Source organism: Bacillus sp. PK5-006, from assembly GCF_054161415.1.
On the sequence record NZ_CP096414.1, the window covers coordinates 2,681,532 to 2,695,627 of the forward strand.

Here is a 14,096-nt window from a genome sequence, read left to right on the forward strand (position 1 = left end):
GTATTGCTTCATAATATGTTTTATGGATTGACTGCCAAAGAATTATATATCATTCTTTTGTTATACTATCAAGCAGGAGGCGGTTTAGATGAATTTTTATATTACATATGGAACAGCAGATTTTTTGCATAAAATCGCAAAGAAACACCATCTGGAAAATCTGCTTTATATGGTCGGAAAAGAACAAGCAGCTCTTTTTCATGAAACGGAGGGTGAGACTGTATTTAAAGCCCCTCATGCCTATGATGTGATTTATGCGAAAGGCGAGCTTGTCCAATCTGGTTTCGTCACCTTGAATCATATCCCTGTTAAGCTTGAAAGCAGAGCACTGTTTGAATCCACCTTTCAGAAAAAGACGAACATCTCAGAACATCAGCGCGGCTTCCAGGCTATTCGCGTTTTAAGACCTCAAAAAGATGAAGAAGTTTATTTGATTTTGACACTTTGGGAATCAGAGGACTTATTTCAAGACTTTCAAGAATCAGAAGCATTCTTTCAGCCACACGAAGATACAGGCTCCATTTTCTCTCGTCCAGCTTACCTCACATCCTACCATGCCGTCACAGACAATTAAGGAAGTGCTGCTCTCAGCACTTCTTTTTTTCATCAAAAAAAGCCCAGTCGCCTGGGCTCTTCATTTTATGAACTTGATTTCAGCTCGTACCGATGAATGATCGGCTGAAGCACATAGAAATTCAGCAATATCCACCCTAATAAGACCGGCCACTTCAACATAGGTGAAGCACCTTTCAATTGAATCAGCAGCACCAATAGTGGAATCAAGCAGATCATAAAAAAACTCATTTTTGAGACAAAGGTTTCTTTGATTTGATGCCGGCAGCTTGGACACATCATCATTTTCGTATGTGATAAATGAAATTTTTCGACGAAAGAAAATGTTTTTGAACAATTTGGACAGCTTCCCAACGCTACTCCTCCCTTTCCCTACTTCATATCAACTTCGACTTTTATGTAAAATGACCTTTTGATACTGACCACGAAATCCTCTTCTGTTGAAAGATTCTAACAATTACCATACAATCAGTAAAAGAGCATGAAGGAGGTTTTCGATTCAATGACAATATCCACTTTACAAAAAAGCATCAATGAACGTCTTGATGAACATTATGAGGAAATGGTTGAAATTAGACGCCATCTCCATATGAATCCTGAACTTTCTTTTCAGGAAGAAGAAACAGCCGCTTTCATCGCCAGCTACTATGATACATTACAAATACCTACGCGCACCAAGGTGGGCGGTCATGGCGTACTCGCTTTTATTGAAGGAGCTTCTCCGGGACCAACCATTGCCCTCAGAGCTGATTTTGATGCACTTCCCATCCACGATGAAAAAGATGTACCTTACAAATCAACAAAGCCTGGTGTGATGCATGCGTGCGGTCACGATGGGCATACTGCGACACTTCTTGTATTAGCAAAAGTCTTGCATACGCATCGTGATCAATTAAAAGGAAAGATCGTCCTCATTCATCAGCATGCCGAGGAATATGCTCCCGGCGGTGCAAAACCAATGATTGAAGACGGCTGTTTAGACGGGGTCGATGTGATATTTGGTACGCACCTTTGGTCTTCAGAGCCTTGTGGCACGATTCTTTATAAAAGCGGGAACTTTATGGCAGCGGCCGATCGTTTCTCCATTCAAGTCCAAGGGAAAGGCGGACACGGCGCCCAGCCTCATTTAACCAAAGATGCCGTACTCATCGGTTCACAAATCGTCGCAAACCTGCAGCAAGTCGTTGCACGTAAAGTCAATCCAATTGATTCTGCTGTTGTTTCTGTTGGAGGTTTTGTAGCGGAGAATGCCTTTAACGTTATTGCAGATTCAGCTGTTTTAACGGGTACTGCACGATCCTTTGAAGAAAGTGCACGGCATATCATCGAACGAGAAATTGAACAGGTGGTAAAAGGGGTATGCCAGATGCATGATGCTGCCTACACATATGAATACGTAAGAGGATACCCAGCTGTCAAAAACCATCCAAAGCCGACTGAATATATTGCTGGCATCGCAAACCAGACAGAAGGTGTCACAGAAGTAAAAGAAGCGGAAACCCAAATGGGCGGAGAAGACTTTGCTTACTACCTTCAGCATGTCCCTGGTACCTTCTTCTACACAGGCGCCATGCCCGAAAACAGCCAGGACGTGTATCCACATCATCATCCAAAGTTTGATATCAACGAAAAAGCAATGCCTATCGCAGCAAAGGTTCTCGCTAACGCCGTTCTTTCCTACAATGAATAAAAAAAAGCCGCTGTCATCAGCGGTTTCAGCGTGTAGACAAACCCTCGCATTCGGTGTCAGGTCTGCGCTCCGGTGCTCACGAATGTCAAATTCGCTCCGCTCCGCTGCTCGTCCTTCCTAGACTGCAAAGGTTTTCTATCACGCTGTGCTGAAAAGAAGACAAAGGGCTAAAATAAAGATTATTTTAGCCCTTTGTCAACAATCTAAAGCCGCTGTCATCAGCGGTTTTTCTATTTCATTTCTTTCAATATTCGCAAGTGAAACACATGGCGTGCAACCTCTCCGAGCTGTCCTGTCAGCTGATGATTTGCCACCCCGCCAACAGCGGCTCCGACGACCGGCATTAATTGAAACAGCTTTACAAGATCAATGTAATCTCGATACTCCTGCTGAAAGCTGTACCAATCCATTTCCTCGCGGCTCGTTTCCCAATCATCTATGATCTTCATCATTTTTTGACGATGGGCACTGCTGGAAAAGGCGAGCTGAAATATACAGAGCAAAAAGAGTCTTTCCTCCTTTTGAGATAAATCAAAGCCATAAATACACGCCAGCTCATAAAGGCATTTCATCTTTATGCTCAGCAGCAGCGGAAAGTCTGCCATACCGAGGAATAAACCGCCTGCACCTGTTCCAATCCCTTCGATAGCAGCCGCCTTTTGGTAATACTTCACTTTATCCTTTGCCAGTTCATTTCGTTCTACAATAGATAATTGTTCATCAATCACTGAAAATGAAGTAAAGTGTGATCCTGATACGGTGGATTCAACCATTGTTTTGACTGCACTTGTGATGACTTGATGAAACCTGGCAGGAATTCGGCGGTTCACCTGCTGCTGAACTCCTTTTGAAAACCGTTCGATCTTTGAAGGTTTTCTTAAAAAACGTGTTTGAAAAAGAATGGCTTCTTCATACAACTCCCGTTCAGCTGCATTCATCCGGTCCCCTCCTTGATGTCATCATACGCTCGCTGTAATCTCCACTTATCTCATCTTTTTTAACCTGCTTTGTACGTAAGGCTTAAAGAGGACAAGCACAAACGCTACAGAAATGAGAAGGGCAAGTCCGCTTCCCTGCCAGCCCCCTGCTGAAAGTACCGCACAGCTCAGCAATATCGATTGGATGATGAGCACATTACGGACGAGAACAAAAAAGCTTCGATCCTTTTCTTTATGAGAAACTGGATAAAGTGCCTGTAATGAAAGATGAGCAAAGTGCTTCGTTAACGGCACAAGCTGTACACCTGTGATAAATACCGTGAACAAGACAAGCAGCGCACCCACCCACCCTGCTGCACCTGTATACAAAATAATTAGGACAAACACGGCCGTTAATCTAAACACGAGACCAAAATAGTCATTTGAGCGTACAAACGCCCTCACATACATATAAGAAAAAGTTTTACGCTGATCGTAAGGAACAAACTTCATAAGCCAGTCCATGTATGCTCTTCTTTTCACCTGTTTCTTTAAGTGAGGCACATCGGTAAATAAGTTGGCCAAACGATAAAAGCGCTGCTTCCGTTTTAATTCATCAGAAATATGCATTTCCCATTGAAAGGGCTGTTTTTTCACTGCATTTGTTAAGTAGACGAGATAGATACCGTAGATAATATAAAAAACGATTGCAATCGCATAGGCTGCCTGTAAAACGGTGTAGATCAACAACATATTCAATAGAAAACGAAGGGCTGCATCGAGCCATCTTACGTGTTTTCCTTGAAAATAAGTGATTCTCCATTGAATGGCTGTATTAAGGCCCTTTATTAAGATCATTTGCGCCAGTATTAGCACATACCCCGTGATGCCTCCTGAAGACACCGCCGAATAAAGCGGAAGTGCGACAATGGATACAGCAATGAGAGGAAACAGCTGAGAAATGAAGCTAAAGTTAAACGCTTGTTTTAAGTAAGGCTCCATCTTCCCTTCCAAAGGAAGCAAAAACACGAGATCGGCTTCTTTAATCAACGTACGTACGTATGAGCTTGTAAGTACTAATGAGAAAACAACTGCCATCACCCAGTAGGATGGGAAGGTAGCCGGAATATGTTTGAGCCAGCTGCTGTACCAGCTTGCTCCGCCTGCAAGGAAAAAAATGAGCACAATGACAAGATGATCGTTGAACATGTATTTTAAGTATTTTCTTGTTTCTTGTACGTGTTCCTCTAATCTTGATTTCCAAATGGTTTGCGTTGTTTTACTCATAGCTTTCTTCCTTTGTTAATTCCAAATAAAGATCATCGAGTGTCGCATCTCTCATATTGAACTGTTCTCTCAGCTCTGTCAGTGTTCCTTTCGCTCTGATTTCCCCTTCGTGCAAAATAATGAAGGAATCACAATAGCGTTCAGCTGTCGCCAAAATATGCGTTGACATCAGGACACTAGCGCCGCTTTTCTTCGCAGCATTCATCCGTTCAAGCAGTGCATTGATCGCAAGAGGATCAAGCCCTAAAAAAGGTTCATCGATGATATACAGCTCTGGTTCCACAAGGAATGCACACATAATCATGACCTTCTGCTTCATTCCTTTTGAAAAATGAGCAGGGAACCATTTCAGCCTTTTCTCCATTCGAAATTCTTTCAGCAATGATGGCAGGCGTTCGTCTAATTGTTCCTTTGATAGACCGTAAGCCATCGCTGTCAGCTCTAAATGCTCTTTTAACGTTAATTCTTCATATAAAACAGGTGTTTCAGGAATAAATGTAAATTGTGAACGATACGCCTCTTGGTCGTCTTGAAGGGTTCGTCCATTCAATTCAATGACACCTTTATGCGGTTTCATGAGCCCGATAATATGGCGGATGGTTGTACTTTTCCCCGCCCCGTTTAAGCCAATGAGACCGACGATTTGATTTCTTTCTAATTCAAATGAAATATTTTTTAGAACGGGATTCTTCGTATATCCGCCCGTTACATCTTTTACAGTGAGAAGGGACATGAATTCGTTCCTTTCTTTCTTTTTTCCTTTATAGTAACAAAAACGAATGATAATTTGAAATGTTTACCTATAGACGAGTCATGAATAAAAAATAGGCGCTTTGGTCATCATAATGTATGTAGAAGAAATGAACTTGATGACCAATAAGTAAATGAGGTGTTTGTTAAAGGCAAAGAACCGCATGACAAGTTGGTTTTTCATCTAAAAACCTTAGCTTCTGTTTTGCTTCACTGATTCTTGATTTTTGTGTCCTATACAATATGTATTCGACAAACCAAAACGTCAAATGAGGTGTTTACGGCAGAAATAGCAGGCACATGAATTCTTTATTTCAGTAAATAGAGAATTCAAAAGGCATTCGAATGAAAGCATCAGCATTTCTTCTGCAGGAGCAGGATGAGCGACCAAAGGAGTTCGCTTGTCCTGTTTTCTTTTTTGCTTCTTTTTGTGATACGATAAAGGAAAAATAATGAGGAGTGACATGGCTTGAGCGACTGCATTTTTTGCAAGATCATTGATGGAGACATTCCATGTGCAAAAGTATATGAAGACGAGCATGTATTGGCTTTTCTTGATATCAGCCAAGTAACAAAAGGACATACCCTTGTAATCCCGAAAATACATAAAGAAAACATCTATGAGATGACACCAGAAGTGTCTAACCACTACTTCCAAGCGATTCCGAAAATTGCAAGGGCGATCAAACAGGAGTTTGAACCAATTGGGTTAAACCTCCTGAACAACAATGGTGAAAAAGCCGGTCAATCGGTGTTCCATTACCATATGCATATCATTCCGCGCTACGGAAAAGGCGATGGCTTTGGTGCCGTATGGAAATCACACCAAGATCAATACACGTCAGAGGATTTAAAAGACATTTCTTCTGCTATCCACACGCGGCTTACCTCATCTTAACAGGTGAGGTTCAGCGTGTAGACAAACCCTCGCATTCGTTGTCAGCTCTGCGCGCTGGTGCTCACGAATGTCAAATTCGCTCCGTTCCAGTGCTCGAGCTTCCTAGACTTCAAAAGTTTTCTTTCACGCTGAAAAGAAGACAAAGGGCTAAAATAAAGATCATTTTAGCCCTTTGTCAACAATCTGTACCTCATCTTAACAGATGAGGTTTTTCTTATTTTTGCCCCTTTTTCATTGCTTCCATCTCCCTAATAGTAAGATATTTTGAACGATTCAAATTTTTTGTCCAAATGCTTCAAATTTGTGATAGGATGGTTTTATCTTTTGATCCATTAACGCGAGAAATAGGGAGAGATTGTGATGAAGCGAACGACAAATTTTAATGCTGGTCCGGCGGCACTGCCGCTAGAAGTGCTTCAAAAAGCACAGGAAGAACTTGTTGATTTTAAACAAACTGGGATGTCTGTGATGGAGCTTTCTCATCGCAGCGGTGAATATGAAGAAGTCCACAATAAAGCAAAAGCGCTTTTGGTGGAACTGATGGACATTCCAGAAGATTATGAAGTCCTCTTTTTACAAGGCGGAGCTAGTCTTCAATTTGCGATGATTCCTATGAACTTCTTACATGAAGGCGAAACAGCTCATTTCATTCAAACAGGCGCTTGGTCAGAAAAAGCATTGTCAGAAGCAAAAGGGTTTGGTCAGACATCTGTGCTTGCTTCAAGTGAAGATGACAACTACTCGTATATTCCAGAAGTAGATACTTCCGGTTTAACAGATGGTGCTTACTTACACATCACATCGAACAATACGATCTTCGGCACTCAATGGAAAACGTTCCCGAAAACGTCACTCCCGCTCATTGCGGATATGTCCAGTGATATTCTCAGCAAAAAAATAGACGTTTCTTCATTTGATCTCATCTATGCTGGGGCACAAAAAAACCTAGGGCCTTCAGGTATCACGATTGTGATTGCACGCAAACGTTTATTAGAGAAAGAGAAAAGCAGCACGCCGAAAATATTAAAATATTCAACACACGCAAAAGCCAATTCTCTTTATCATACACCACCGACTTTTGCGATTTATATGCTGTCACTTGTCCTTGAGCATGTCAAACAAGCTGGCGGTGTAGAAGCAGCGGAAAAACGCAATGAACAAAAAGCAGGTATTCTCTATGATACCATTGATCAAAGCGGCGGCTTTTATCAAGGACATGCGCGCGCTGACAGCCGTTCACATATGAATGTCACCTTTACTCTTCGCGATGATGCACTTACTTCTTCCTTTGTGGAAAAAGCAAAGCAAGAGCAAATGGTTGGACTTGCCGGCCACCGTTCTGTCGGTGGATGCAGAGCATCTATTTACAATGCGGTCTCAATTGAAGACTGCCAAAAGCTTGCGGACTTTATGAAAAAGTTCCAGCAAGAAAATGAGTAAAAAGGCTTTTCTATAGGGAAATAAATTTGTTATAATAACGAGAAATATAAAGTCATGACTCTTGCAATAAATGATGAGCCATATTATTGGAGAGTCCTATAAGAGCTTAGCAGAGGAGAGCATAGAAATGAAAACAAAAGAATTAGTGATTATGTCATTGCTTGCAGCAATGGGAGCTGTCTTGCATACGATTTTCCCGCCCATCTTTTTCGGAATGAAACCTGATATGATGCTGGTCATGATGTTTTTAAGCATCATCCTTTTCCCAAAGGTACAGCATGTTGTCGTGATTGCGCTAGTGACTGGCGTGATTTCTGCATTAACAACGGGATTCCCAGGCGGACAAATTCCGAATATGATTGATAAGCCAGTGACAGCCTTTATCTTCTTAGCCCTTTTCTTATCTTGCTTGAAGATAAAGAACAAAGTCGTGCTGACCGCTGTATTAACTGCGATTGGAACCATCGTATCCGGCGTGATTTTCTTATCTGCCGCTTTACTGATCACTGGACTGCCAGCTGCATTACCGGCACTTCTTGTGGGTGTTGTCCTGCCAGCAGCCGTGATTAATACCATCGCTATGGTATTTGTCTTCCCAATTGCTCAGTCCATTCTGAGACGTGCAAGAATGATAGAAGTTGCTTAACGAATAACCGAACCTCTTCATGGTAGATGAAGAGGTTTCAGATTGTTGACAAAGGGCTAAAATGATCTTGATTTTAGCCCTTTGTCTTCTTTTCAGCGTGATAGAAAACCTTTGAAGTCTAGGAAGGACGAGTACTGGCGCGGAGCGAATTTGATATTCGTGAGCACCAGCACGCAGGACTGACAAAGAATGCGAGGGTTTGTCTACACGCTGGAACCTCTTCATGATAGATGAAGAGGTTTTTTTCATGCTTTTATAAAAGAAAAAGGGTCAGCAGCAAAATGAGGAGCGAAATTCCTGCACCAGCCGCACACACAAGTGCTTTTTGCTTTAAAACATGTTTTGGCGGATAAGACCCTGCATACCCAAGCTGTCTTGCATAATGAATAGAACCACCTGTAAAAACGATGACGATACACATAAAAACGAACAGAAAGACAGACAACCTTCTCCCCTCCCTTTTCTTCAAAAGTATGCTAAAATAAAGCAAGCTATGTATGGAAGTTCAATGAAGCTGATCATCAGCTCAGAGAGAACATGCGAATGTGTAAAATTTGACTAGAGGTGATTTGAATGGCTAGTGGACGTTCTTTATTAACAGGATTATTTGTAGGCGGTCTCCTCGGAGGTGCGGCAGTGCTCCTGACGACTCCCTCTTCTGGCAGAGATGTGCGCGGAAAAGTGAAAGACGGCTATGACAAATTCGAAGATACGCTGACAAAATTAAAAAGAGATGGACAAGCTTTAAAAGAGCAAATTGTGGAAACAGCAAAAGAAAGCGCAGAGGTGATTAAAGAAGTCGGGTCTGAATTGCAAACATCGATTCAGCAATGGCGCGAAGAAATCAAACCTCATCAGCAGGACTTACAAAAGGAAATTCAGGAAATTGAGGAAAAGCTCAAACAACTGGAGAAAACCTTACAAAACTAATATACTCACAAAAAAATATTCGTTTACAAAAGTGTGCGGGGTGCGTATCCCGCACTTTTTTTGTTGAAAAAAGGTTATTTTGACAATGTTTTTCATGACTTTTAAAAATTCTTGAATTTTCAGCTTTATTAATCTTTATTTTATTGGCATAATAGAATTACAAGAAAAAGAGAAGTAGGTGAAATGGATGAATCATTCGGAACAGCCTTTCGATGTAAAAGAAGCACTTTTATTCAGTCAAAGAATGGCCCAATTGAGCAAAGCTCTTTGGAAATCCATTGAAAAGGACTGGCAGCAGTGGATCAAACCGTATAACCTAAATATCAATGAACATCATATTTTGTGGATTGCGTATCAATTAAAAGGAGCTTCAATATCAGAAATTGCAAAGTTTGGCGTCATGCATGTATCAACGGCGTTTAACTTCTCCAAGAAACTGGAGGAACGAGGATTTTTAAAATTTTCTAAAAAGTTAAACGATAAGCGCAATACGTATATTGAGCTAACGCCAAAAGGCGAAGAGACATTCCATAAACTACTCGAAGATTATGACCCGGCCCGAACTGGTATTGTCAAAGGCGCACAGCCGCTTCATGACATTTACGGAAAGTTCCCTGAGATTTTAGAAATGATGTGTATCATCCGTAACATTTATGGTGAGGATTTCATGGAGATTTTTGAGAAATCGTTTTCAAACATTGAGAAGGACTTTTTGAATGAGCAAGGAAAAGTCACAAAAAAGACTGAGGAACTTGAAAACTCAGCTGAGGCAGCAGAAAAAGCGTCTAAAACAAATCAAATTGTTTAATGATCTTTATAAATTCATTCATTAGCGGCTGAAAGAGCCCTTGATCATGCAAAGCAAATATCGTCTCATGAACATCCAGCTTTTCAATTAACTGTCCCGCAAAGAGCGCAAGGAGATCGTCAAACATGACGTAGCCTTGTGCTTTTTGCTTATCCATTTCCTCTGTAAGCTCAGCACAAATACGCTCAATTTCCTCTGCCTCTTCTTTCGATACACGCTGCCTGATCAATAACGCATAATATGGATAACGGCTCATATCGGCTGCCGTCAATAAAAGTTCCATATAATATTCAAGCTGGCTCATTCGTTCCTCAATACTCATGTACGTTCCCTCTTTCTCTTAGTCCTTCTATTTTAGCCGAAATTACTCATTGACGAAAGAGACGAACCTCCCCCTTCAGTTCTTTTTTCTTGAAAAATCCAAAGTTTCCTCTCTTTATTCCATATGAAGGCACCATTTTATTTTTTTTCATCAAAACCATTGATTTTTATCCTCAGGAAGAGTAAATTATCTTGAGATATTCAATTCGATTTTTAGATTGGAAGGATGAAAAATGAATTGTTGGAAGACCATTAATCTTGAAAAGGATTATGGTTATACGAGAATGATGATTTCTGCCATAAGTCTTGCTATCCTTTTTTTCATTATGGCATTTTTATGTTTTCAACTGACTCATCCTGAAACGAGGCTAAGCAGCCATAACGCACCGCTTTTTGCCGTGCTCTTACTTGTGACATTGCTTGTCCACCGTGTGGTTCACTTGATCCCAGTGATGAAAAATAAGAAAAAAATGACGCTATTGATGAAACGAAATTGCTGGCAGCGCGTGCCTAAGAAAGTGATGCTTTTTTCACTTCTCAGCCCGTTTTGTGTCATCTCACCGGTTTACTTTGTGTTAGGCGTGGCGTTTCCTATGTACGCACACTATTTTATCATCATCGCAAGTATACATGCAGGCTATTGTTTGCCTGACTTTTTATTTGCATGGAAGCTGCTCAAAGCACCTAAATCCTGCATCATCGATCAAGCTCAAGACGAGTTTGATATTTTAGTTGACCAAACTTCCTCATCATGAGGTTTTTAAAGCCAACTTCTATCTTTTTCATAAAAAATTTGGTAATGTAGTATGGGAATAGCATAGAGAGGGGGGATCTCCGATAGTTTTATTTTACTTCATCGTCTTTGCCGCGTTTATTGTGTATTCAATAAACAGGCTTACTAATACATTATGCCTTGTCAGAGAGATTCCTGAAGAACGGCAAGATAAGGTGTTTCGCTTTATCAATGTATCAATACTGATCTTACTTATCTCATCATTTGTTGAAATTACCATTTCCATTTAAGATCAAAGCAAAAGCTGCCAGTTTGAGGGCAGCTTTTTGTGTATATTTTAATTAGCAAATCCAAGATGCACCGATGATGATCAATAAAATGAATAATACGACGACTAGTGCAAAACCGCCAGCAAAGACTTCTCCTCCCATGTGAAAACACCTCCTGCCAGTTCTTCCTCTGTTCTAAGCTCAGTGTATGCAGAAAAATAAAAAACGTTTAGGCACCTGTCATCGTTTGAAAAAAGAACCGCCCTCACGCACGGCAGGACGGCTCCCTTCTGTCACAGCGATTTAATTAGTAAAGATATGCTGCACCAACGATGATCAGCAAAATGAATAGCACGACCAATAAAGCAAACCCATTAGAATATCCTGCTCCCATATAATTCAGCCTCCTTTTTGTGATCACTATATGTGTATGTCGCGCGCAATTTTTTGACTAGACGAATGCCCTTCCATTTGCATTTCTTTTTACAGCGTGTCACAATATGTTATGATACAAGCAATGATAAATAAATTGGAAAGATTAGGAGTGTTTTTTGAATGAAAAAAATGGCTTTAGCAGCTGTAACAGCAGTAAGTGTTTTAACTCTTGGCGCATGCAGTAGCGGTGATAAAGATGTGATCGCCACAACGAAATCAGGAGATGTCACAAAAGGAGAGCTTTATACAACTCTTAAGAAACAAGCAGGTGGAGATGCTCTAAACCTACTTGTTCAACAAAAGGTTCTTGCTGACAAATACAAAGTATCTGATAAAGAAATTGATAAGAAATTGGAAGAATATAAAAAGACACTTGGTGAAGATCGTTTAAAACAGCTTCAAGATGAATTCGGTAAAGATTACATCAAAGATCAAGTGAAATATGAGCTGCTGACTCAAAAGGCTGCCAAAGCTAACATCAAAATCACTGATAAAGAAGTAAAATCGTATTACGATGACCTTAAAGGAAAAATCCGTGCAAGCCACATTTTAGTAGCTGATAAGAAAACAGCTGACGAAGTGGAAAAGAAATTAGATAAGGGTGAAAAATGGGATTCCCTTGTCTCTGAATATTCAACTGATACTGCTTCAGCAGCACAAGGCGGCGATGTAGGCTGGTTCGCAAAAGAAGGCCAAATGGACGAGAACTTCAGCAAAGCTGCTTTCAAACTAAAAGTAAATGAAATCAGCAAGCCAGTAAAATCCCAATTCGGCTACCATATCATTAAAAAGACTGAAGAACGCGGTAAATATGATGACATGAAAGCAGACTTGAAAAAAGAACTGCTTGACCAAAAACAAGCAGACACAAATGAAATCCAAAACATCTTAAACAAATTAGTAAAAGATGCTGATGTGAAAGTAAAAGATAAAGAGCTTCAAAAAACGTTCAAAGAAAAATCTGAACAGCCTGCACAAAATCAGCAGACACAACAGAACCAGTAATCACAAAAAACCCCTCTGCCGTAATCGTGCAGAGGGGTTTTTGTATGACGAGATTAAGCAATTGAATGATCTTCATGTGCCGCAGTATCCTGTGATCTTTTCACCTGCTGATTCTGGCGTCTGCGCTCTCTTTCCTGTTCCATTCGCTCGATAAATATTTCTCCTTCCTTTTCAATAAAGGATTGATCAATTTCTTGCTCCTCTTTGGCTGTTGTCATTAATTTATACGCACAGAAAATAATGCCGATAATACATGCATACACCCACCACGGAAAAAACAACATTTTTTCATCGCCTCCTTTTCTTAAGGACAATTCCTCTCTTCCTTTGTGTTACATGCTTATGCGAAAAGGAGACAAGTTATGAAAAAAACGCCCGCATAAACGGACGTTTTGACATGATTATTCGTGATGGAAGGTTGGTTTATAAAACGAACGATTCTCAAGTGCAAAAATACGTTCTGTATATTCTCCTGGTTTCACATGCTCAAGCGCACGATCCATCATGTTCATTTTCGCATCTAAATTATCAATATAGTGAAGAATTTCAGCTTCTTTCACCATTGGTGGTTTCGGGCTGCCCCATTCTCCTTTTCCGTGATGACTCAGGACTAAGTGCTGTAAAATGAGAATTTCCTCTGAATCAATGCTAAGCTCTTCCGCAGCTTTCGCAATTTCTGTCACCATAATGGAAATGTGGCCAATTAAATTCCCTTCCACAGTATATGTCGTGGAGACTGGACCCGAAAGCTCTTTGACTTTCCCTAAATCATGAAGAATGATGCCTGAATATAAAAGATCTCGATCTAGTGATGGATATAGGTCAACAATTGATTTTGCTAAATGCAGCATAGACACGACGTGGTAGGCGAGTCCAGAGACAAATTCGTGATGATTTTTTGTCGCTGCTGGATAATCAGCAAATTCCTGTCCATATTTCTTCAGCAAATGCCTTGTAACACGCTGAATATTAGGGTTTTTCATATCAAAGATATATTGCATAATCGTATCCATCATATCGTGTTTTGGAATAGGAGCTGTTTCGAGAAAGTCATCAATTCGAATTTGCTCGTTTTCAGCAACAGGGCGTATATTCCTAAGCTTCAGCTGATTCCTCCCGCGATAATGATGAATGTCGCCTACTACCTTCACGATGGTTTGCGGGCCGTAGGTGATTTCATCATTCTGCTTTGCATCCCATAGTTTCGCCTCAATATCTCCACTTTGATCTTGAAGAATGAGCGTTAAAAATGGTTTGCCATTACTTGCAATCCCTTTAGTAGATGATTTAATTAATAAATGCAGGTCAACTTGTTCGCCGACATCATAGGTCATGATCCCTTTAGCCATTCAATAAAAGCTCCTTCCATGTTTCTGCTCATATAAGTATAACAT

At 40.6% G+C, this 14,096-nt stretch carries 20 protein-coding genes; 10 read left to right on the forward strand and 10 right to left on the reverse strand.

Going from position 1 to position 14,096, the window contains the following annotated elements:
* Positions 1-88 precede the first annotated feature (88 nt).
* Entirely contained in the window at positions 89-574 is a 486-nt protein-coding gene (locus M1D84_RS13915) for an antibiotic biosynthesis monooxygenase family protein (RefSeq protein WP_024425462.1), read from the forward strand.
* Between the two features lie 65 nt (positions 575-639).
* On the opposite strand, the gene M1D84_RS13920 is transcribed toward M1D84_RS13915, so the two are convergent.
* Complete coding sequence (locus M1D84_RS13920) at positions 640-927, reverse strand: hypothetical protein (protein ID WP_225315487.1); 288 nt, start codon at positions 925-927, stop codon at positions 640-642.
* A 148-nt stretch (positions 928-1,075) separates the two neighbouring features.
* On the opposite strand from M1D84_RS13920, the gene M1D84_RS13925 reads away from it, so the two are divergent.
* A complete protein-coding gene (locus M1D84_RS13925; RefSeq protein WP_024425461.1) occupies positions 1,076-2,263 on the forward strand; it encodes a M20 family metallopeptidase in 1,188 nt (395 codons plus the stop codon).
* A 230-nt stretch (positions 2,264-2,493) separates the two neighbouring features.
* On the opposite strand, the gene M1D84_RS13930 is transcribed toward M1D84_RS13925, so the two are convergent.
* Genes M1D84_RS13930 through M1D84_RS13940 form a run of 3 tightly spaced genes read right to left on the reverse strand, consistent with a single transcriptional unit; the run spans position 2,494 to position 5,200 of the window.
* Entirely contained in the window at positions 2,494-3,201 is a 708-nt protein-coding gene (locus M1D84_RS13930; protein WP_024425460.1) for an EcsC family protein, read from the reverse strand.
* A 45-nt stretch (positions 3,202-3,246) separates the two neighbouring features.
* The gene (locus tag M1D84_RS13935; RefSeq protein WP_034624027.1) at positions 3,247-4,467 is read right to left on the reverse strand and encodes an ABC transporter permease; all 1,221 of its coding nucleotides are present in this window, start codon (positions 4,465-4,467) and stop codon (positions 3,247-3,249) included.
* Entirely contained in the window at positions 4,460-5,200 is a 741-nt protein-coding gene (locus M1D84_RS13940; RefSeq protein ID WP_034624026.1) for an ABC transporter ATP-binding protein, read from the reverse strand. The genes M1D84_RS13935 and M1D84_RS13940 overlap by 8 nt, the downstream gene beginning before the upstream one ends.
* Positions 5,201-5,686: 486 nt before the next feature.
* Here M1D84_RS13940 and M1D84_RS13945 point away from each other — a divergent pair, with 486 nt between their 5' ends.
* From M1D84_RS13945 to M1D84_RS13955, 3 genes are all read left to right on the forward strand, one after another.
* Positions 5,687-6,115 (forward strand): HIT family protein, encoded by a 429-nt coding sequence (locus tag M1D84_RS13945; protein WP_024425457.1) that lies wholly within the window; start codon positions 5,687-5,689, stop codon positions 6,113-6,115.
* Between the two features lie 360 nt (positions 6,116-6,475).
* Positions 6,476-7,555, forward strand: coding sequence for a 3-phosphoserine/phosphohydroxythreonine transaminase (gene serC, locus M1D84_RS13950; protein ID WP_073204562.1), 1,080 nt, complete (start codon positions 6,476-6,478; stop codon positions 7,553-7,555).
* Between the two features lie 127 nt (positions 7,556-7,682).
* Positions 7,683-8,201, forward strand: a complete 519-nt coding sequence (locus tag M1D84_RS13955; RefSeq protein WP_024425455.1) for a tryptophan transporter — start codon at positions 7,683-7,685, stop codon at positions 8,199-8,201.
* 253 nt (positions 8,202-8,454) lie between these two features.
* Here the strand turns inward: M1D84_RS13955 and M1D84_RS13960 are convergent, their stop codons facing one another.
* A complete protein-coding gene (locus tag M1D84_RS13960) occupies positions 8,455-8,646 on the reverse strand; it encodes a hypothetical protein (protein ID WP_024425454.1) in 192 nt (63 codons plus the stop codon).
* A gap of 128 nt (positions 8,647-8,774) precedes the next feature.
* Here M1D84_RS13960 and M1D84_RS13965 point away from each other — a divergent pair, with 128 nt between their 5' ends.
* Together M1D84_RS13965 and M1D84_RS13970 are read left to right on the forward strand one after the other, a co-directional pair.
* On the forward strand, positions 8,775-9,131 hold the full coding sequence (locus M1D84_RS13965) for a YtxH domain-containing protein (protein WP_024425453.1): 357 nt from the start codon (positions 8,775-8,777) through the stop codon (positions 9,129-9,131).
* Positions 9,132-9,318: 187 nt separating this feature from the next.
* On the forward strand, positions 9,319-9,939 hold the full coding sequence (locus M1D84_RS13970) for an HTH-type transcriptional regulator Hpr (protein WP_024425452.1): 621 nt from the start codon (positions 9,319-9,321) through the stop codon (positions 9,937-9,939).
* On the opposite strand, the gene M1D84_RS13975 is transcribed toward M1D84_RS13970, so the two are convergent.
* On the reverse strand, positions 9,917-10,261 hold the full coding sequence (locus tag M1D84_RS13975; RefSeq protein ID WP_024425451.1) for a YhaI family protein: 345 nt from the start codon (positions 10,259-10,261) through the stop codon (positions 9,917-9,919). The two genes, M1D84_RS13970 and M1D84_RS13975, sit on opposite strands and share 23 nt — an antisense overlap.
* 232 nt (positions 10,262-10,493) lie before the next feature.
* Here M1D84_RS13975 and M1D84_RS13980 point away from each other — a divergent pair, with 232 nt between their 5' ends.
* Together M1D84_RS13980 and M1D84_RS13985 are read left to right on the forward strand one after the other, a co-directional pair.
* Entirely contained in the window at positions 10,494-11,015 is a 522-nt protein-coding gene (locus tag M1D84_RS13980) for a DUF3267 domain-containing protein (protein ID WP_024425450.1), read from the forward strand.
* A gap of 82 nt (positions 11,016-11,097) precedes the next feature.
* Complete coding sequence (locus M1D84_RS13985) at positions 11,098-11,283, forward strand: hypothetical protein (protein ID WP_072368131.1); 186 nt, start codon at positions 11,098-11,100, stop codon at positions 11,281-11,283.
* Positions 11,284-11,334: 51 nt separating this feature from the next.
* On the opposite strand, the gene M1D84_RS13990 is transcribed toward M1D84_RS13985, so the two are convergent.
* Complete coding sequence (locus M1D84_RS13990; RefSeq protein WP_017360317.1) at positions 11,335-11,424, reverse strand: YjcZ family sporulation protein; 90 nt, start codon at positions 11,422-11,424, stop codon at positions 11,335-11,337.
* A gap of 145 nt (positions 11,425-11,569) precedes the next feature.
* The gene (locus M1D84_RS13995) at positions 11,570-11,656 is read right to left on the reverse strand and encodes a YjcZ family sporulation protein (RefSeq protein WP_008361129.1); all 87 of its coding nucleotides are present in this window, start codon (positions 11,654-11,656) and stop codon (positions 11,570-11,572) included.
* Between the two features lie 161 nt (positions 11,657-11,817).
* Here M1D84_RS13995 and M1D84_RS14000 point away from each other — a divergent pair, with 161 nt between their 5' ends.
* A complete protein-coding gene (locus tag M1D84_RS14000) occupies positions 11,818-12,702 on the forward strand; it encodes a peptidylprolyl isomerase (protein ID WP_024425449.1) in 885 nt (294 codons plus the stop codon).
* A gap of 53 nt (positions 12,703-12,755) precedes the next feature.
* Here the strand turns inward: M1D84_RS14000 and M1D84_RS14005 are convergent, their stop codons facing one another.
* Positions 12,756-12,986 carry a sporulation YhaL family protein gene (locus tag M1D84_RS14005; protein WP_024425448.1) on the reverse strand — a complete coding sequence of 77 codons (231 nt, stop codon included), beginning with the start codon at positions 12,984-12,986 and terminating at the stop codon, positions 12,756-12,758.
* A gap of 117 nt (positions 12,987-13,103) precedes the next feature.
* Entirely contained in the window at positions 13,104-14,051 is a 948-nt protein-coding gene (gene yhaM / locus M1D84_RS14010; protein WP_024425447.1) for a 3'-5' exoribonuclease YhaM, read from the reverse strand.
* Positions 14,052-14,096: the final 45 nt, after the last annotated feature.